We start from the raw sequence: 17,945 nt of genomic DNA, 5'->3' as shown, positions 1-17,945 counted from the left end.
TTGTCATAGATGAAACTATTATATTAAACAATGGCATACGTACAATATGCATCAGGTAGAACGAAGCTACCATTCAATACATCAAACGTAACAATAACTAACGATGGTTCGTTAGGTGTTGCAGGAACTATCTATTTATCCATACAAGGTGAAAACCGTGTTGGTAGAAATAAAAATAGTGTATTGGTTCCAGTAACTTTAACAGCAACCAGTAAACTATCAATAACAATACCTCCTCTACTAAACAGCGAAGACTGGCAGAACGTAATCGTTTCAGCGTCGTTAACGAACGATGTTAACACGCTCACACAAATCGTCAAGGTGAACGTTGCAGATATTGGAATACCTCTTATTCTCTCTAGTGAGAGAATATTTAAACTTACGTTAAACGATCGTACCGTAGCCAACGCATCATCGTTACCATTAGCACCAGAATACGGATTAATACGTTATGTGGCGGCGCTCAACTATTACTACGAGTACGACAAGTTCAGCACAAAAGTACCCGATGGATTGAATGTATTGTCAGCTACAGTTGGTCGTTGGTATCGTGTAGCATCCTCAGATACATACATCAGCGATACAACATTACCTGGAGGATGCGATCGCGACATCAGAACACCAGATCTTAAGGTGACAATACCCGACTATCCGGTGGACGGAAGTAAAGGTGCCGGTGTTGTGTACTGGATGCGTAATGACTACACCGAAGTCATACCAAGTGGAACCAGAGTCAGCACCATTGTCAAGTTATATGAAGAAGACCGGAGTCAATTGTTCTCTGGATTGATTGTGTTGGAATTGCTCGGATATGTGAATCTCACAACAACAGTTCTCGACACATCTGTTTCATCTGGTGAAATACTATTCGATCCAAACAAACGACATCTCACACTAACCGAAGACCTACCAAGCGGTCATGCAGCAGTTGTGCGAGTGTCGCCAAAATTCAGAATCGAACATCTGGGTAACGTAGTTCCTTTTGGTGCAAAACTGTCGGTAAACCTTCAATTTGTTGGCACTACCGGAGTGTACAGCCCTGGTGTATTCGGTAATGTGATTTACGCTGAATACGATAAATGGCGCATTGTACCCGAACTTGGGTTGAGTTGTAGAAAACTAAAAGGAAGTGGTATCGTCGATCGCTACGAACTCAATGCCATTGGTGAAGATAGCATCACGGGACTCATACCCCAGACCGCCGCACAATACATTTATCTCACAAGTAACAGCACTGCTTTTTCTAACACTTCCAACGATCTGGAAAGCGCCGTTATCCGAGCAGTCGTTGGAACTGTAGATGGTGAGGGAATAGCGACATCTTACGGAAATATCACAGTCAACAGTACAAGTAAAGTAGGAATAACCATATATTATCCTACGGATATCCGAAGTAATTATCCAGATACCACAATTGCAGGTGTAAGCAAAGGGGTCTTCAACGCCTCGTCAGTCATTTTTTACCTGAAGTCCGGCAGTGCGTACTACCGTTCTGAGAAAGTGATTTCGCCAGGAGCGCTTGTTGACACATTTAAGCTAGATTGGATTGATTTCACCGCATCCAGTTTACCTACAGTCGCCGCCAACTTTGGTCTATACAAACCAACGTCTGTTTCAACAACGGTTATCGCAGAAGCTTCTTCTTTTTCTACCACTACTTACGAAGTATTTGTCGCATTCAAATACATCAACACTGTGACAACTATCGATCACAGTGTTTCTCAACTGGTAGAAACAATAGCAAACCTTGCTGAAATACTCGATAGCATCAGCACGCAGTGGTTTACTGGTAGCGGCGTTCCAAGTTCCGGACTGGGAATCAACAATGATTTGTATTTGAATACCACCAACAGCGACATATACAAGAAGGTGAATGATACCTGGACTCTGGTTGCATCGATCAAAGGTCAAACAGGCGCATCTCCTACACTGTCTATCGCTGCTGTCAATAGCGTATCTCCAACAACACCAGCTAACGTGACATTGGGTGGTACTCAACTTGCACCGACATTAACGTTCAATATACCGCAGGGAATTCAAGGTGAAGCTGCAACAATGCAAGTTGGGTCTGTTAGTACTGGAACACCGTCAGTAACTAACAGTGGTACAACGGACGCTGCCATACTCGATTTTGTATTACCTGCTGGAATTCCTGGTGCTGCTGGTACTGTGAGTGTTGGAACTGTAACTGCACTTAATCCCAATCAATCGCCCACCGTAGCAAATGGAGGAACTGGAAACGCTGCCGTTCTCAATTTTGGATTGCCGCGATCGCCAGCTTTTACTGTAGGTTCTGTAACAACGGGTGCTTCTGGTAGTAACGCTTCTGTAATAAACGCTGGAACAAATGGTGATATCGTACTCAACTTCACCATACCTCAAGGTGCTGCTGGCACTTTATCTGCTACATCTAGTGTTTCACTCATACCATCAACGTCACCTTCAACTGCATCTAACGTAATAGGGGTATTCGCCGATAGCACGAACAATAGGTTAAAGTATAGATTGCAAAATAATGGTTTAGTTCATGCATTAGCTACAACATCTTTACCTCAACAATACGATGGAGTCCAGGGAATAAACATACAGAATATTACTTTTTCTACCACTCTTTCAGTTGATTTGAGCTTGAGTAATACTTATAGTTTGACATTGAATAACGATGTAAGTTCGTTTGATACAATCAATTTAAAACAAGCAACATACATATTCTTAATTAAGCAAGACTCAACAGGTGGTAGAATAATAAGCGGATATAGTAGTAAATTTAAATTCCCTAATGGTACTGTTCCTACATTATCGTCAGCAGCAAATAAAACAGATATGCTAACGTGTATTAGCGATGGAACAAGTTTGTACTGTACTTTAACACCAGGATTCTAGTATGTTTACTTTTCCAATAGGTTTATTTCAACAGTTGTCAAATAACAATAATTTTAGTACAAAACTATTGTTACATTTTGATGGAGTAAATAATAGTTCTACTTTCGCAGATAGTGCTAATAATTTACCAGTATTTATATCTGGTAATACTATTATTTCTACCGTTCAAAATAAATTTGGAGGAAGTAGTGGTTATTTTGACGGTAATAGCTCCTACATTTACGTAGACTCAAATGAATTCAATTTTGGAACTTCAGATTTTACTATAGAAGCGTTTATTTATTTAGAAGAATTAGGTAAATTTGGTCATACTATTTTTTCTAAGTTATTAAATAATCAATATTCAAGATATGCTTTTTACATCGACTACACCGATAAAATAAATTTTATTCAACAAGATGATTTTGGAAACACTGTGTTTGCGCTAACAAGTTTATCAACTATTGTTTTGCAGACTTGGACTCATGTTGCTGTTTCAAGATCTGGTAATAACTTTTATCTTTTTGTTGATGGAGTTTTAGAAGTATCAAATAATAACAATATAGCAATTTCTGGAACAAATGGTACTTTTAAGATAGGAGCATTAGATCCATCAAATCCGCCATATGATATGTATTTTCATGGTTATATAGATGAGTTTCGAGTTTCGAGTAGTGCTATTTACACTAATAACTTTATACCCCCTACAGGAGCATTTGATTCATGAGCGATCGCAAATTACAAGACGAACTAAAAAAATTAGTTTCCGGTAATATTATTTCTGGATTTTACGATGGAACTAAGTTTACGCATAATGGTGGTAACATTACTAGCGACAAACTGATATTAACTAACAATCAACCGAGTGATGGATTTGTTGTATGGAGTGAAGCGGATGATAAATGGGTGTTTGTTGGTAGTAGTGAAAGTGTTGTGGTTAGGCAGAATATTATCAATCAGCGTAGAAAAAGGTATCAAGAAACAACTTTTGATATTTTATATAAATGTTTAATAGCACCGTCTATGTCGGAAACATATATAACTTTTTACAATGATACGAGTGGTTCTTTAAATTATTTTTATTATACTTTTTATGAAATATTTAATAGAATAAAAGAGTTATTAACTCCAATTTATGGAGACAGATTAAATGATTATGTCAAAGCTATTGACGATTCTAGCGAACGATGGATATATTGGATGACGCCAGAACATGAAAAAGAAATTAAAATTGCTTTTATTAATGAGTCTGTTCCGGGTTATCATGAGAAGTTTTCTGAAGAACCTTACGATATTAGTGAAACATTTATTACTGATTTTCAAAATTTCAAAAAAGAAAAAGAAAAAGATACAGTAATATATTTTAAAGGATTAATTTATGCAATAGAGCCTCAAGAAGGATTTGACCAGCACATAGCATTAGCATTTAGTACATACAATTTACAAAGTTACAATTTAAGTTATCGCTTTAAAAGTAGCGGGATATCTGGAGATGAAGTTTATTCTGACTTTAAATCGTTTATATCAGAATCTTCTGATTATAATAAAATTTTCTTAATAGAAAAAAATAAAACAAAAACAATTCAGTTACCAGATTATTTTGAAGGATCTATATCTTATTTTTTAGAAAATAAATTTATTGGTTTTAAATTTGGAACAAACCCTAATGATAATAAATACTATAAAAGTATTGTTATTTACAAAAATGATAATTTCTATAAATTTGACTATCCTAACGTTCCATCTACTAAGCTAACACCTAATTCATGGCGAAAAGAATTTTGGCAAAATTATTTAATAAAACCTGAAGATGAAGACCCTAAAAATATAGATGGAATGCTTTAATAACAGAAATTAATAACAAAATATACAAAGTAAAAGAACCCACAATATTTTCTAAAGATACTATAGGTAATAAAAAGAAAAAAGGAATTCTACAATTATGTAAAATTATAGAAGGTATACCGTCTTTTTGTAAAAAATATACAACTATAACAAGTCCACCTTTCAAGCCAGAGAAAAAATTACCAGAGCAAGTAATACCGAAAGAAGTTCTAAAACAATTAACAATAGTAAGTGATTATTTTTCTATCTCATGACCACATCCTCATTCCTATCTTCGAGGATTACAGCACTAACTACAAATGTAATACAAGAACTATCAAACCCCAACAAACATTCGATAGAAGAATATCTAGAAATACTCAAAAACCCTTGGGCAGCAGCAGCAGTTGACATCAAAGCACAACGAGCTGCCAACTCGTTAGGTGAATACCAACACAAGAACAAAGAGGTAGAAAAATTTATCAAAGACAACATAGAGAACATGGTCGGTTCTCTACCAGATATTGTTGCCACACTCACCGGAGCAATGCCGTTCGGTCACATGGCTGCAGAGATCGGCTTTCGGAGAAAAAAGAAGTTTCGCAAAGTTGAGTGGCGACTTGATGGTTTCAACGTGCTCGATCCATCGAGATTGCAATACGCCGGACATTATGGACGATTGACTCATGTCAAATACAATGACACAAACAGAGAAATATGGATTCCTTACGATAAGGTCATTCACATAACCAACGGACTTGCTACCAACTTCAATAGGCGCACGGTATACGGGAACCCAGAATGTGAGGTGGCATACCCCTACGTGAAGCTGTACTCTCTGATCATGCAGGAGATGGCAATATCCGCCAAGACACTCGCTACAGGCATCCTCCTAGGACTTGCTGATGCCGATAATACAATTCTGGTAACAGACCCCAATACAGGCGAACCGATACGCGATCGCAACGGTCAACCACTGAAACGAGATGCGGTATTTCACTTAGCAGAACAATTGAAGCTATTGGAGAACCACTCACACATTGTTACCGATAAGAAGAACGCCGTATCAGCCCTTCAGATACCTGCTGGAGAGCAATTCTGGACTATCAGCGAGCAGATGTTGAAGCGATGTATTCTAGCAGCCTTCCGAGTACCTTCAATGGTACTGGATGAAGGTAGTGGTGCAATGGGTATGGCAACTCTCAGTGTAAAACATATGACAATACTTGACGCAACTGTAGAAGCAGTTGTGAAGCAAATCAGGGACAATCTGATCGAGAAGGTTTGTCGTCCACTGATAATTTGGAACTTCGGGACTCAAGATGATTATGGATCGTTTGAAATTACAGCAACATCAGACCCACAAACTGACAGCTTGATTACTCAGAACCTCATGTCCGCTATGAGTATGGGATTGATAAATCAAACAGATATGACTGCACAGAATGCACTTAGAGAACGCTTGAAGTTGCCGCCAATTACACCCGAAATGCAGCAACAACAAGCAATGCAGCAACAGATGTTGGCATCACTCCAACAACCTGCGGTCGATCCAAATCAACAACAGGTACCGGAGGAGTACCAGCAAGATTATTTGGGGGGTTAGGTGTTATTTTTATGACTTTTCTGATTGATGGTTGGTAAGTACTTTTTAGCCCAACCTTATATAACTACCTTATATAGCTATATAAGGGGAATTTGACATAATATTAGGCTTATTTGAGTCTTTTAACGCAAATAAGCTTGCTTATAGTCTCTCAAAGCCTGAAACCCTTTAAGGACTAGGTAAAAAGTGCTTAAACGCAAAAAAGCGATCGCATAGAAGAGTGCGATCGTTTTCCACTTGTTTATTTAACAGATTTCCTAGCTAGTCTTCTGGGTCTTCAAAAGGCTCCCCTTAAAGGGGAGCCTTTTGAAGACAGTGAAGGTTTACCTACTTTTGAGCGAGAATTTACAAATTCTTCCCAGGATAGTAAAGGTCTGCCTATTCGTTTGTAACAATCAATCAAATCTGCATCTTGCTCTCCTAAATAGTGGTCGAGGCAATTGTTAAAATCTACAGATGACCATAAACCTGCTTCTTTAACCGCTGAATCAAACTCGGCTTTCACATAAAAGGAAGCGCAAACAGTGTATTCTTGTATAAACTTTACCAGTTGTTCTGCTGGTTCAACCCATTCGCCATCGTACTGTATAGTTTTGGGGTTACACGCTCTGAATCTGGGGCTGACTGGATAGCCAACTTCAAATCTTTCTAAAGAGAACACGCTAACCCAGCAACTTTCAACATTTCTGTTGATTCTATCGACTATTTCCTGCAGATTTCTGCTATTAATTATTGGCATTTCTGATAACTCCTATGGTTTGAACTTCATTTATATGTCTGGTGTTTTCTTGAGCAATACGATATGTAGTAACAATCGCCTCGTTTTGTGCGAATATTGTTTCAGCCATATTGCTGAATATGTTTTCCAGACGAGTCATTCGTTCTTCAATGGTTAGCGGTCTTTCCGGTGTATTTGTCATTATTTTTCTACATCTATCTCAAACAATTTCTCATTTATCTTGGTTAACAGTTTTTCCAATTTTTCACCACTGTTAGAATTCCATTCGTATGGTTCTGATGCATTTTCACCAGGACAATTTTGTAAATACAACTGATAAGCAAGATTACCATGTGCGATTTTCAAATTCTCTAGATAATCTTCAGCACCGACAGTAGCCGCAATCGCCCCCAACAGTTGATGTGTTGTGAGTTCGAGCGTATGTCCGTCGAATTCAATTTCAATGCGATCGCTGTCAAGTTTGGTGATTCTGTAACTCATGTGTTTTCTATTCGATAATGTTTGAAATCTCAATCTTGGCTTTCCAGCAATCTTTACCATGCGCTTGTATGCATTCAGCACGATAGAAAAAATTGTTGTACAAAATTACTGACATTTTTCTGTAAGAGTCCCAGAACAAACACTTACTATCTAGTTCTGCGCTGTGGTTATCCAGTACAGCAAACACACGAAACTCAGCATCTTCGTTTGTATACTTGTTGTTGTGACCATATAGTCCATATCTCTTCTTTTTTCTATCCTCATATTCACTCATCCACACTTCAATTGTTTCATTGAGAGCATCAGCTAGTTCTTCAGCATCGTGTTCGTGTGGTAATTGTATGACCATGTAATTTGAATTTAGTAATACTTTTCCATCACCAGATGCTGTGAAATATATATCGGTCATTATCTTATCTCCCACTCTACGTGTAAATAAAACATAAACGGTAACCACAACCAGAATCCATAACAATTCTCTCCCAAATTATGAAGCGAAACAAACGAGAATGCCCACCGCATACCTTCGGACGTATCTCGCGATAACTTGAATTCATTTATTCTCATTTTCTACCTCTACTCCATACATTTCACACATCTTCTTCATTGCAGTTCCTAACGGTCGCTCGTGTAATATGTCATTTTCAGCTAACGCTGCTGCCAATACGATCTGGTGGTCGCATTCCGGGCAAATATCCAATCCATAATATTACTCTTGTAGGAAATCAAGCATCAACTCATCATAAGTCGGTATTTCTTTACCACAGCCATCGCAATCTGTCTTCTTCATAAGTCCTCTACAACTAGTATTCCACAACGATGTTGTTTCCAAATACGATACAGAGAATGCGCATCTGAATAACAGGCACATTCTTCCCAACTATACCAATTGTCATCCAAGTACAACCATAATTCCTCCGGTTCTCCTGTGTAAAAAAATAAGATGATGCGGTTGTATCGAATATTGTCCGCATAACATTTTCAATAGTGTTTAGTTTCATGACTATTCCAATAAATAAACAACCTCCCCTGACAACTCAAAGGAGGCATATACTAATGATTTCTTTTTTCTATCCGTCCTTTTATTTGTTGCTTCAAGGTTGACAAGTCACATAGCAATCGCTGATATTCGTCGCGTTCTGTTTGGAGTGGTAGAAAAAAACGATCTTCTTCAACCTTAAGTGTTACGTTATACATGAGAGAGAATGGTATTTACTATTACCATTTTAATCTTAAATTCTCAACTATCCGTGGGTAAATATGTGTAACCTAATTTCAAACAATTTTGCATGGTCGCGTATCCTTGGCTACCATCTGTTATTTTGTAATCTGGAACAAACACACCGGGTGTTTTACATTTGTTGTAACGAACGCCTTCAGTATAAGACTCATTTGTTACGTATAAAACTAATTTACACGTAGATTCTCGCCGCCATTGTATGTGTCTCATTTATTGATTTCCCCAATTCAAAAGTATATCAGATTGTACGTATTCCATATTTTTCTTCTGATATATTAATAATTGTTGCAATGTTTCTTGTTGCGCTCTATATAATGTAAACGCTTTGTTACAATAATAAATTCCCAATTCGCGCAATTCTTCTTTCGACATATTGTCACCCTTGAGTTTTGCTATGACCGCAAACTCTTCCATTAATAAATCGTTCATTAGACAAATCCTAATTTTGCAAGATTATCGTGTAGTGTTTTAACGTTACAACAGTAGCGGCGATATTCAACTTCGTAACTGCAATCTTCTTGATACCAAGTGTAACTCCACCCTTCTATGTAAACACAATAATTCCATATTTCAATGTAATCGTTGAAAAAGAATCTGCAATTTGTTGCGTTTTGAAACTTAAGTAATGCATCTTTCAGTTCTGGAAAAGATTTTTTCAGAGAATTACTTTCTATATCGTCACTAGACCATTCTTCCGATTGAAGTAAATCGACACCTATTATTTCTATAAAATCGTCAAAGCTCACTTATTCTCCTTTATCTAGTAAATAACACATAATTGCACCCAAGCTATCGGATGCATGGTTGGTGCTGAACTTATTGTTAATGTTGAAGTACTTCGCTACAGCACTCTCAACATCATGTTTGTCAGCTTTACCGTTACCTGTAGTTTTCTTCTTCAATTGAGGTGCTGTGTAGGATAGGGTTTGTATTCCGTTCAACCTACATAACAGTAGTATCACTCCAAGTACGCGATTAATGCGTTCACCTGTTGTACCTCTACCCACAAATACAGGTTGTTCGTAGGATAGCATCTTGAACTGATATTTTTCTATCAGTTCGTTGAACTTATTATAAACATGAACTAGTTTGTCTTCTAGTTCATGTTGTTTAGCAGTTATCTCGGATGACTCAAGTACCTGTTTGTCTATAGTTGAATAAATGCTGTACCCTATGTTCGTTACACCAGGGTCGAGACCAAATATGAGCATATATAACGAAATTAGTGTTGACTACATTATATTCACTATATGGTATTCATGGCTAGTATCTGTTTATTTCAATACGTGGTAAGTATAAATAATGTTGTCTACCAAAATCAATACTTAAATATAAGGGGAAAAATCGTATCTCGTATCTCCAATCGCGAGTCTAAAGTACAACAACATCTTCTAACCCATTGAATAACCGTGTGTTCTTTTTCATCAAAATACGAGTACCAAAAATATTGTACACAGTCATTAAATGAGCAACACCTTCATATATATCAAACCATTTTTCGTTCATATGTACTCCATGTGAATGTTTGTTTATCTTCTCTGTTTGTTTCTATCCATTGTTCCCAATCGATGTGTAAGAATCGATCGGCATCTGGGAATTCTTGATGAACGTGAGTAATGAACAACCGATTGACGAATGGTAGAAAAATGTTGTAAATGGATGAACCACCAATTACAAATATCTCAGTGTTGAATGTTCGTGCAAGAAATAGCGCAGTTACGGGTGCGTATATAAACCAAAGATTTTCATGACCGGGATAATTTAAGTCTTCTTTGTGCGGTCGTGTAGTCAACACGATGTTGCGTCTGTGAGGCAGTGTATGACCTCCCAAATCATCTCTGAAGGTCTTCATACCCATGATGACGGTATGACCTGTTGTAAGCTCTCGGAAGTGGCGCAAATCCTCTTTGTTGCGCCACACGAGTTGCCCATTTTCGCCTATCTCGCCGTTTTTTCCGATGGCAGCGATGAGGTTAATTTTATAAGTCATATTTTTACTTTATTTAGAAACATTGCGCCCATATTTAACAATATTTCATTAAATACTTGACACGGAAATTCCACATCATCTGCTCTGAAAAATTCAACTGATTTCTCACAAACGTAAACACTCAATTCGCAACCAATATCTGTAACAACGAATGAAGCTTGCATTATCGTCACTTCATAAAATTTAAATGAGTAAACCAGTAGCGTTCGTTGCGTTTCCAAATATTCAGATACTGTCCAATGAATGTTTGGAAAATACGAAATGATGAATTGCATTTTTTCTTGTTTGTTCATTTTGAATACCTATAAGCTACTATTTCTTGCGCTGGAGTACGATCGCCTTTACATGAAATGCATCGTGGTGCTTCCACTTGTAGTATTTCAAAACCAAAATCGCCGTATAGTTCGAGTATGCGGGGAGTTGCTTGGTTTGATGCGAACACCGTCTGTTCGGATTGTTTGAGCCATTCTGCTAGTCTTACTTGTTCATTCCAGTTGAATACCTCCTTACTATACTGCGTGAATTCTACATCATATGGAGGATCGACGTAGATAAAGTCGCCATCCTTTATTTCTGTCTCTGAGAAGTCAGTACAGGTAAATTCCCAGTCTTGTATGACTGGAACATATTCACGCAAGTCCTGTTTCGTATTCAATTTACTGTATTTACCAAATGGAACATTAAATAACCCCGATTGATTGAACCTACAGAGTCCGTTGAATCCTTGTTTGTTGAGGTAATAAAACCATTCGGCAGCATTCTGCGTGTCAGATCTGTTTTCTACAATCAACTTGTTGAATCGTTCGCGAACGAGGTAGAAAAAATCAGCATCATTTACTAGGATTGAATCGATCGCGAGTCCCTTCTGTAACCATTTCCAGAAGTTAATAAGGTGCGGGTTAATGTCGTTGAGTAATGCTGATTCTGGCTTAATACCGAGTGCGATCGCACCAGCACCAACAAATGGTTCAACAAGTCTTTTGTGTGGTTGGTGCGACCAATAATCGCACATCTTATCAACCAACCAAGACTTACCACCAGCCCATTTCAAAGCTGGCTTGAGTTTGGTGGGTGTTGTCATGCTAGTAACTCCAGTATTCTCTGTAATTCTTGCTTAAATTTTTCTACTTTTTCTGGTGTTGCTCTGTAGTATGGAAGCGATATCGATCTGAAAATTTGCTGTGCTTTCTGATATTTTACTTCATTTTCAGCAGCAGTTTTTATGTAAAAATAATCCGATGTGTAATCACTAACTTCTCGATAACGACCTTCGGATATTTTTTCTATCTTTATATCCGGAGCTATAGAATGCCATTTTATGTAAATGTATTTTCTACCAACTTTCGATATTTCATATGGAACTAGCTCGTAATCTTTACCTATTTTGTATAGTATTTCACTCATAATAGTAACCCCACGATTGATTGCGTGGGGCGATAGTAGTTTATTTCAAATAAGGTATGTCACAGATGAAATGATACGGACACTCTTCTTTATCATTAGTGCAGTGAACTTCCATTAATACTGTATTAAACAATGAGTAATTTAATTGCCCGGAACAATGAGGACAAGTCATTCCAGATATTACGTCGTTTATTCTCTCGTAATCAATTTGTTTGTTCATATTTTACCTAAAACGTACTTATCCAAACATTATTTTTATCAGCCCAATTGTACAAACATTCAAGCCAATCATCATATTCTGTTACATTTTCAATTTCCGCAAAGAAGTCAATCATATCATTCAAATTCCAATCATCTGGGAAATACTCTAATAAAGACTCTAATCGTTCTGATAGTTTATAAGCGACTTCGGTAATACAAATCTCCCCGTTGTTATATTGCCTATGAAGATCGCCCAACTCAACTGTATATTTCCATTCTTTCATTTTTTACCTCCAATTACTATTTACAAACTGTGGTTCGAGTTGTTGTGCGTAAACAATGTGTTCGCCATTAAACGAATTATTAATTATATAAAACGTTTGGTCATTTTTTACTCGACCAATAAACAATCGGTTGGCACCAGATAATTGTGTGTCTGTTAAAACATATCCGGCATCCCTTAATGTGTAATCAACTAAGTGTTTTCTTGAATGACTAACTGTCAAATATTCAAAACTACCAACAATTCGTATAAGTTTTGGTAGATATATAAGATCGGTAATACGATGATTTGTAAACCAACCAGATTCCGATGCGCTTAATAATACTAAAGTTGTATTACGCTCAAATATAAATTTTTCTACCATATCTATCCTATACTGACATTAATAAACAAGCTACAACTAACACTAACCAATCAATCAAGTTAAGGTACTTTGCTACTGGTATTGTCATCATTAACATGATTGTTAGATAAATAATGAATAGCAACATACTATATATTCTTAATTGCTTCAATGTACTGTTCGAGCGAAATGTAGTGATGTTCGTATAACTCCTTGAATCTATCTAATTTTCTCACACGAATAATACGTTTATTATTATGATATATTTGCCACGAAGCCAACATATTGTGAAAATCGGCAACTAGCAGTATCAATAATAGGAACAAACAACCCAATCCAAATAACAAAAACCATTCCATCATAATCATAGTTTTATCAGACACTCACCTTCATTGGGTATATAGTCTTCATACCAAATTACATTATGAGGTATGAAATAATCGTGTACTTGCTTGACTAGATTAAGTGTAGTAGGTGTTGATGTGATTTCATCAAGCGGTGGTGTATTGTGTTGTTTCTTGTACATCGAATAACCATTTTAGTAGTTCATCTATCATATCCATATTAACTACAATATCTTCATCTATAAACTGTGTACCAATTATATCTCTTGTGTACATTAACTTGTTACAATAATCGTTTGGCATATGAACGTATAACGTGCGATTGAAGTGCGATAGAAAAATGATGATGGAGCCACCACTGTCTTTCAAAATATCAGATACTGTAAATATGTGCGGATAGTATTGGGTGGCTCTCCATATTTCACCAACCATTATCTGAGCAGATAAGATTTCATCAGATGTGAAGCTTCTGTAGTTGTCTAATCGCTTATTCCATCCATCCGGTAACTGTGTCATCTCATCAAGTTTAGCGATCGCTTGTCTATATTGTTCGTTCATCTTTACTCTCCTGTGAAAACCTCAGTACCGCCAGTACTGAGGTTGTTTGTGTTATGTGGATTGGTTAATATTCGTCGTCTTCTATTTCCTCGTCAGATTCATCATCCTCTATTTCATCAATTAACTTCTGTAACGATTGAAGTACTGAGTTGTATACTTCTCGCTTCTCTTCAACTTGTCCATGTCTTACAATTCCCATCAAATCGAAATTAGATGATTTTACACCATAACTTTCCACAAACTCATTAACATAATCAGAACGAGTGAGATTGGATGCCAACCAATTCAGTAAATCACGATTATAAATATCGCCTTCTATTTCATAACCAAGGTCTTCCAAGTCATCTGTTTCACTATCTACTATGGTGTTCAGTGCATCGAAAATAAAGTCATATTTCCAATCATCTGGAAACATATCGCCATGAGCTTCGCGTATCAAGTCCTGTAATTCTTCAGGTCTAGTATCTTGCTTTGTAACCCAGAATGTATTGGAATGGTATTCTCTGTTCTCGTGTGTAAGTTGCTCAAAGTGAGTTAAATACTCAGCAGCGAGTGCGCGGATTTTTTCTACGTTGTTAGTTGTCATTGTGTATTTCTCCAAAATAAAGTAAAACCGTACTACTCATTATAGTACGGTATATATTCAGTGTATCTTAGTCAACTATTCTACTTCATCAAACAGTTGTGTTGCTTCAGTAAGAGTTTGTTCTCTTCTAAATTCTAGATTGACATACAATTCTAACAATTCTAATTGAATGTCAAACACACCTTCGACTATTTCATGGGTATAGTAGGTGACAAACTGCATTTTCCGCAGATCGAATTCCAACCACGTTACAATATCGCCAGTTTTATAGTTACCAAATGGGCGTTTGATAACACAGCAATCGTAACCCCACTTATGAACGTCGAGACGAAACTCTTGCTCGAATTCGACGAACTGACCAACAATTGTTTTAAATGTTATTGACACAATGTTTCTCCAATTGTAATTACTAGATTATGGCGGCTCTCAACTTCACCTTGAACATCATAAATTAGTAATTCAGATGTACTAAAGTTGATTTCAACGTATTCAAAGTAATCGCCAACTTCATACCTATCAATCTTTTGAGTAAGTACAACTTCAGTGTAACCATAGATATCATCCGACTCCGACTGTTGATATTTTTGTTCAAACGCGAACAACTGATTAATGAGAGGTTTGAATGTAACGGTCATTTTTATCTCCTTTATATTTCAACTCTTCCTACAATATATTGTCTTTTTTGTCTTTCATCTTCAGACAATTCTCTCAATACAACCCAACACGCAATCACGTCAAAAATTACATATTGGTTATTGTCAGAACCTTCAAGAACATCCCCGCAACGGAAATTGTTGTAGTTTAGTTTCTTGTAATGAACCTTAATTTTCATAACCTTCTCCAATCTTCTGAATCTAGTATTATCCGCTCAGAATTCTTACTTCTTAGCATTTGCGGATCTACTGGTATCCAATAAGTTCTAAACACATTACCCGTTCTCCATCTTACTTTCGACCATTGAAGTCTGGTTGATTTCCGGAATCTGGAAAAGTGGTAGAAAAAATGAGTGAGGTAAAACCACTCATTACCGATGAACGTTAGTATCCATTTCATAGTAAAACCCAGTTCTCATCAGACTTCAGATTGAACGCTTTCAAGCAATACTTGAAGGGATTTCCCTCAATATTTTCTACAAGATACAACATTGTGTTAGCTAGCTCATGTATTTCTTTTTGCGCGTGTTCATCATTCCGTAGTTGTTGTACGTTGACGAAACTCCTGAAATTCATTTGCCAATCATAGTTCAATTGAGTATTGTATCCAAGAAAGTAGCGTGCCGATTCCTTCGCTCTTTTTCTACCAAGTTTCAGTGAGAGTTGGTCGCACGCTGAATGATACAATTCAAATCCTAACTTACTGTAAAAGTCAAGGAAATCACCCCATGTGGGATTCATTTCACCAGTCCATACTGAATATAGTTTGTGATAAAAATCATTGACTAGCTCTGAGTTCTCGTAGGAAGCGTAAATGTCCCAATCGTCTGGAATATAATATCTGTCTGATTGAAATTCTTTATACCTAGCTGATTCAGCATTGATCGCTGATATCCTGTGCTTCAGTGAATGCACGTGACTTGCAATTTCAGCAGTTAGTTGAAAATCTAATATTGCTTTTTCAAACGGTGTACCGTGATTGTTCTGTGCTAAGAAATCAAGTAACTCGTATGGTGATTTCTTCTTTTGATTGGCAATGTGGTTGAATATCACATCGACACGATCTGGAATGTTGTTTGGTAACTCTATTCCCAACTCTTCTGTCGTACTTTGCCACGCAGATAGACAAACTCGCTTGTCGCCACCGTAATAACCAAGTAATTGAACGCTATTCTTCATTTGTATTCCAAGTGATTGTGAATGTGATAGAAAAATGAGGGGCGCTCTCCGTTTGTATTGAAAAGCGCCGCCATTTCCGACGCACTAGATTCCAGTGCTTCCGAATCCATTCATTGCGCGATCGCCAGCTCCTATTTTTTCTACCTCTGTTATCGGTAGTAACACAACAGGACAGATGACGAGTTGTGCGATTTTCTGTTTTAGTTGAATTGTAATTGGTTCGTTGCTCAAATTTACAACGATTACTTTTATCTCGTCAGAAAATCCATTATCTATAGTTCCTGGTGAGTTTAACACTCCTAATCCTTCTTTTACAGCACGCCCTGATTTCGCTCTAACTTGTGCTTCCAATACGTACTGAACGCCATCAATTGTATTTGGTGCGGGTAATTCAATTGCTATTCCAGTACCAATCAATCGCCGCTCAAGTGGTTGTAGTGTAATTGGTTCTTCAATACAAGCGTACAGGTCAACACCGCTATCGAACTGATATGCGCGAATTGGAATAATGGCGTTTGGATTCAGCTTCTTTATCTTCAATTGCATATAATTTACTCCTATGTTACTTTGTGACCGTTAATTATTTCATTAACAACATCATCTATTACGTCAAGCTCCTGTTCAGTGCAATTTAATAGTTTCTTCAACATTCTCACAATCATGTAATACTTGTTCGTTGCAAACACTCGATGATTGCACAAATGTTCGATGACATTATCTGCTTCTTTATAGTTCATGATTATTTCAAGCCTAATGTTATTTTGAGTGCTTCATCAAGATATCTTATATCATCTACAAAATAATGAATTTCTTCTTTGTTTTCTGGAATCTCGTCAATGTTTCGATCTTCTATCATTAAATTTGCCGCCACCTCTACAAAAAGATAATATAAACCCCATTCACTGATTCCTTTTATTATGAGATACTGTGCTGGTATGATTGATGCGGTTTCAAGAAGACTCATGGTTGCTCCTGTAATAACTTCTCATTTTGTAACACATATCGTACTTGGTCTGTCAACATCTCGATATCAACATATGGTTTGTTGCATATAGTATACTCGTGTTTGACGAAATCAAAATCATCGTAGCGAATGTGCGTGTCGCTTGTTTTTTGAACACCACGTTCACCAGGAACGATATGCAACAATATCATGTTGTATTTTGGTGATAGTTGACGCAACAGTTCGAGTTCCGTTCTGTTGCGAAGATCGACAATCGTCATATGACGTACATGATTGTTTTCTATCACTTGTTTAGTCCATCCTGGTACTAACCAATTCTCACCAGTTGGATATAGGTTGGGAAAATGATGGAATGCATCAACCATGAGTTCGTCGTATGTCTTTGATTCAATTGCACTCGTTACTGGATTCACAACGTATTGTTTACGAAACTCCTTATCATCCAATGAGCCGTATGGTATGTTTAACCATTGTTCCATTGGTGTTTTGAATGCACGATTGAATTTAATTTTATCTGTAGGGATGAATGAGTCAATGATATCTGCTACTTTGTCTTTACCAATGTCACTTTTGTTACCCCAACAAATGAAAATGTATTGTGCGTTCATATATTGTTTTTATGTTTATTTTTTCTATTTAACTAACAATACGTTAAATTCTTTTATTAAACGTTGTCTTTGTTCGATTAG

At 36.9% G+C, this 17,945-nt stretch carries 30 protein-coding genes; 4 read left to right on the top strand and 26 right to left on the bottom strand.

Features of this window, described 5'->3' with window-relative positions; all coding sequences use genetic code 11:
* Positions 1 to 30 precede the first annotated feature (30 nt).
* The 4 genes from ACKTT2_RS44955 (at position 31) to ACKTT2_RS44940 (ending at position 6,292) form a co-directional block, all read left to right on the top strand.
* Entirely contained in the window at positions 31 to 2,883 is a 2,853-nt protein-coding gene (locus ACKTT2_RS44955; protein WP_407898928.1) for a hypothetical protein, read from the top strand.
* A 1-nt stretch (position 2,884) separates the two neighbouring features.
* On the top strand, positions 2,885 to 3,589 hold the full coding sequence (locus tag ACKTT2_RS44950) for a LamG domain-containing protein (protein WP_407898926.1): 705 nt from the start codon (positions 2,885 to 2,887) through the stop codon (positions 3,587 to 3,589).
* A complete protein-coding gene (locus tag ACKTT2_RS44945) occupies positions 3,586 to 4,707 on the top strand; it encodes a hypothetical protein (protein ID WP_407898924.1) in 1,122 nt (373 codons plus the stop codon). Before ACKTT2_RS44950 ends, ACKTT2_RS44945 begins: the two co-directional genes overlap by 4 nt.
* A 250-nt stretch (positions 4,708 to 4,957) precedes the next feature.
* The gene (locus tag ACKTT2_RS44940; protein ID WP_407898922.1) at positions 4,958 to 6,292 is read left to right on the top strand and encodes a phage portal protein family protein; all 1,335 of its coding nucleotides are present in this window, start codon (positions 4,958 to 4,960) and stop codon (positions 6,290 to 6,292) included.
* 277 nt (positions 6,293 to 6,569) lie between these two features.
* Here the strand turns inward: ACKTT2_RS44940 and ACKTT2_RS44935 are convergent, their stop codons facing one another.
* From ACKTT2_RS44935 to ACKTT2_RS44810, 26 genes are all read right to left on the bottom strand, one after another.
* Positions 6,570 to 7,031 carry a hypothetical protein gene (locus ACKTT2_RS44935; protein WP_407898920.1) on the bottom strand — a complete coding sequence of 154 codons (462 nt, stop codon included), beginning with the start codon at positions 7,029 to 7,031 and terminating at the stop codon, positions 6,570 to 6,572.
* Positions 7,018 to 7,212 carry a hypothetical protein gene (locus ACKTT2_RS44930; protein ID WP_407898918.1) on the bottom strand — a complete coding sequence of 65 codons (195 nt, stop codon included), beginning with the start codon at positions 7,210 to 7,212 and terminating at the stop codon, positions 7,018 to 7,020. The genes ACKTT2_RS44935 and ACKTT2_RS44930 overlap by 14 nt, the downstream gene beginning before the upstream one ends.
* The gene (locus ACKTT2_RS44925; RefSeq protein ID WP_407898916.1) at positions 7,212 to 7,511 is read right to left on the bottom strand and encodes a hypothetical protein; all 300 of its coding nucleotides are present in this window, start codon (positions 7,509 to 7,511) and stop codon (positions 7,212 to 7,214) included. The genes ACKTT2_RS44930 and ACKTT2_RS44925 overlap by 1 nt, the downstream gene beginning before the upstream one ends.
* Before the next feature lie 7 nt (positions 7,512 to 7,518).
* The gene (locus ACKTT2_RS44920; protein ID WP_407898914.1) at positions 7,519 to 7,920 is read right to left on the bottom strand and encodes a hypothetical protein; all 402 of its coding nucleotides are present in this window, start codon (positions 7,918 to 7,920) and stop codon (positions 7,519 to 7,521) included.
* Positions 7,921 to 8,064: 144 nt separating this feature from the next.
* Positions 8,065 to 8,211 carry a hypothetical protein gene (locus ACKTT2_RS44915; RefSeq protein ID WP_407898912.1) on the bottom strand — a complete coding sequence of 49 codons (147 nt, stop codon included), beginning with the start codon at positions 8,209 to 8,211 and terminating at the stop codon, positions 8,065 to 8,067.
* Positions 8,212 to 8,564: 353 nt separating this feature from the next.
* Positions 8,565 to 8,708, bottom strand: a complete 144-nt coding sequence (locus ACKTT2_RS44910; protein WP_407898910.1) for a hypothetical protein — start codon at positions 8,706 to 8,708, stop codon at positions 8,565 to 8,567.
* A 43-nt stretch (positions 8,709 to 8,751) separates the two neighbouring features.
* The gene (locus tag ACKTT2_RS44905) at positions 8,752 to 8,961 is read right to left on the bottom strand and encodes a hypothetical protein (RefSeq protein WP_407898908.1); all 210 of its coding nucleotides are present in this window, start codon (positions 8,959 to 8,961) and stop codon (positions 8,752 to 8,754) included.
* Positions 8,962 to 9,180 carry a hypothetical protein gene (locus ACKTT2_RS44900; protein ID WP_407898906.1) on the bottom strand — a complete coding sequence of 73 codons (219 nt, stop codon included), beginning with the start codon at positions 9,178 to 9,180 and terminating at the stop codon, positions 8,962 to 8,964.
* Positions 9,180 to 9,497, bottom strand: a complete 318-nt coding sequence (locus ACKTT2_RS44895) for a hypothetical protein (RefSeq protein WP_407898904.1) — start codon at positions 9,495 to 9,497, stop codon at positions 9,180 to 9,182. Before ACKTT2_RS44895 ends, ACKTT2_RS44900 begins: the two co-directional genes overlap by 1 nt.
* Positions 9,498 to 9,962 (bottom strand): crossover junction endodeoxyribonuclease RuvC, encoded by a 465-nt coding sequence (locus ACKTT2_RS44890; RefSeq protein ID WP_407898902.1) that lies wholly within the window; start codon positions 9,960 to 9,962, stop codon positions 9,498 to 9,500.
* Between the two features lie 275 nt (positions 9,963 to 10,237).
* Complete coding sequence (locus ACKTT2_RS44885) at positions 10,238 to 10,741, bottom strand: dihydrofolate reductase (RefSeq protein ID WP_407898900.1); 504 nt, start codon at positions 10,739 to 10,741, stop codon at positions 10,238 to 10,240.
* On the bottom strand, positions 10,738 to 11,034 hold the full coding sequence (locus ACKTT2_RS44880) for a hypothetical protein (protein ID WP_407898897.1): 297 nt from the start codon (positions 11,032 to 11,034) through the stop codon (positions 10,738 to 10,740). The genes ACKTT2_RS44885 and ACKTT2_RS44880 overlap by 4 nt, the downstream gene beginning before the upstream one ends.
* Entirely contained in the window at positions 11,031 to 11,822 is a 792-nt protein-coding gene (locus ACKTT2_RS44875) for a DNA adenine methylase (protein WP_407898896.1), read from the bottom strand. The genes ACKTT2_RS44880 and ACKTT2_RS44875 overlap by 4 nt, the downstream gene beginning before the upstream one ends.
* Positions 11,819 to 12,145 (bottom strand): beta barrel domain-containing protein, encoded by a 327-nt coding sequence (locus ACKTT2_RS44870; protein WP_407898894.1) that lies wholly within the window; start codon positions 12,143 to 12,145, stop codon positions 11,819 to 11,821. The genes ACKTT2_RS44875 and ACKTT2_RS44870 overlap by 4 nt, the downstream gene beginning before the upstream one ends.
* Before the next feature lie 227 nt (positions 12,146 to 12,372).
* Entirely contained in the window at positions 12,373 to 12,630 is a 258-nt protein-coding gene (locus ACKTT2_RS44865; protein ID WP_407898892.1) for a hypothetical protein, read from the bottom strand.
* A 3-nt stretch (positions 12,631 to 12,633) separates the two neighbouring features.
* On the bottom strand, positions 12,634 to 12,993 hold the full coding sequence (locus tag ACKTT2_RS44860; RefSeq protein ID WP_407898890.1) for a hypothetical protein: 360 nt from the start codon (positions 12,991 to 12,993) through the stop codon (positions 12,634 to 12,636).
* Between the two features lie 128 nt (positions 12,994 to 13,121).
* Positions 13,122 to 13,340: a hypothetical protein gene (locus ACKTT2_RS44855; RefSeq protein ID WP_407898888.1), complete on the bottom strand. Its 219-nt coding sequence runs from the start codon at positions 13,338 to 13,340 to the stop codon at positions 13,122 to 13,124.
* A 123-nt stretch (positions 13,341 to 13,463) separates the two neighbouring features.
* A complete protein-coding gene (locus ACKTT2_RS44850; protein ID WP_407898886.1) occupies positions 13,464 to 13,874 on the bottom strand; it encodes a hypothetical protein in 411 nt (136 codons plus the stop codon).
* Positions 13,875 to 13,938: 64 nt separating this feature from the next.
* A complete protein-coding gene (locus ACKTT2_RS44845; protein WP_407898884.1) occupies positions 13,939 to 14,460 on the bottom strand; it encodes a hypothetical protein in 522 nt (173 codons plus the stop codon).
* A 75-nt stretch (positions 14,461 to 14,535) separates the two neighbouring features.
* Complete coding sequence (locus tag ACKTT2_RS44840; RefSeq protein WP_407898882.1) at positions 14,536 to 14,847, bottom strand: hypothetical protein; 312 nt, start codon at positions 14,845 to 14,847, stop codon at positions 14,536 to 14,538.
* Positions 14,838 to 15,095 carry a hypothetical protein gene (locus tag ACKTT2_RS44835; RefSeq protein WP_407898881.1) on the bottom strand — a complete coding sequence of 86 codons (258 nt, stop codon included), beginning with the start codon at positions 15,093 to 15,095 and terminating at the stop codon, positions 14,838 to 14,840. The genes ACKTT2_RS44840 and ACKTT2_RS44835 overlap by 10 nt, the downstream gene beginning before the upstream one ends.
* Positions 15,096 to 15,106: 11 nt before the next feature.
* Positions 15,107 to 15,292, bottom strand: coding sequence for a hypothetical protein (locus ACKTT2_RS44830; protein WP_407898879.1), 186 nt, complete (start codon positions 15,290 to 15,292; stop codon positions 15,107 to 15,109).
* Between the two features lie 217 nt (positions 15,293 to 15,509).
* On the bottom strand, positions 15,510 to 16,292 hold the full coding sequence (locus ACKTT2_RS44825) for an FAD-dependent thymidylate synthase (protein WP_407898877.1): 783 nt from the start codon (positions 16,290 to 16,292) through the stop codon (positions 15,510 to 15,512).
* Positions 16,293 to 16,376: 84 nt separating this feature from the next.
* Positions 16,377 to 16,838: a dUTP diphosphatase gene (gene dut, locus ACKTT2_RS44820; protein ID WP_407898875.1), complete on the bottom strand. Its 462-nt coding sequence runs from the start codon at positions 16,836 to 16,838 to the stop codon at positions 16,377 to 16,379.
* A 193-nt stretch (positions 16,839 to 17,031) separates the two neighbouring features.
* On the bottom strand, positions 17,032 to 17,256 hold the full coding sequence (locus ACKTT2_RS44815; RefSeq protein ID WP_407898873.1) for a hypothetical protein: 225 nt from the start codon (positions 17,254 to 17,256) through the stop codon (positions 17,032 to 17,034).
* A complete protein-coding gene (locus tag ACKTT2_RS44810) occupies positions 17,253 to 17,864 on the bottom strand; it encodes a hypothetical protein (protein ID WP_407898871.1) in 612 nt (203 codons plus the stop codon). Before ACKTT2_RS44810 ends, ACKTT2_RS44815 begins: the two co-directional genes overlap by 4 nt.
* Between the last annotated feature and the right edge of the window lie 81 nt (positions 17,865 to 17,945).

It is taken from the genome of Scytonema hankhaensis NUACC26 (assembly GCF_045865695.1).
Classification (GTDB): Bacteria; Cyanobacteriota; Cyanobacteriia; order Cyanobacteriales; family Nostocaceae; genus Scytonema.
Note: the sequence above shows the minus strand (reverse complement) of the source record. Positions and strands in the feature narration are given on the sequence as shown.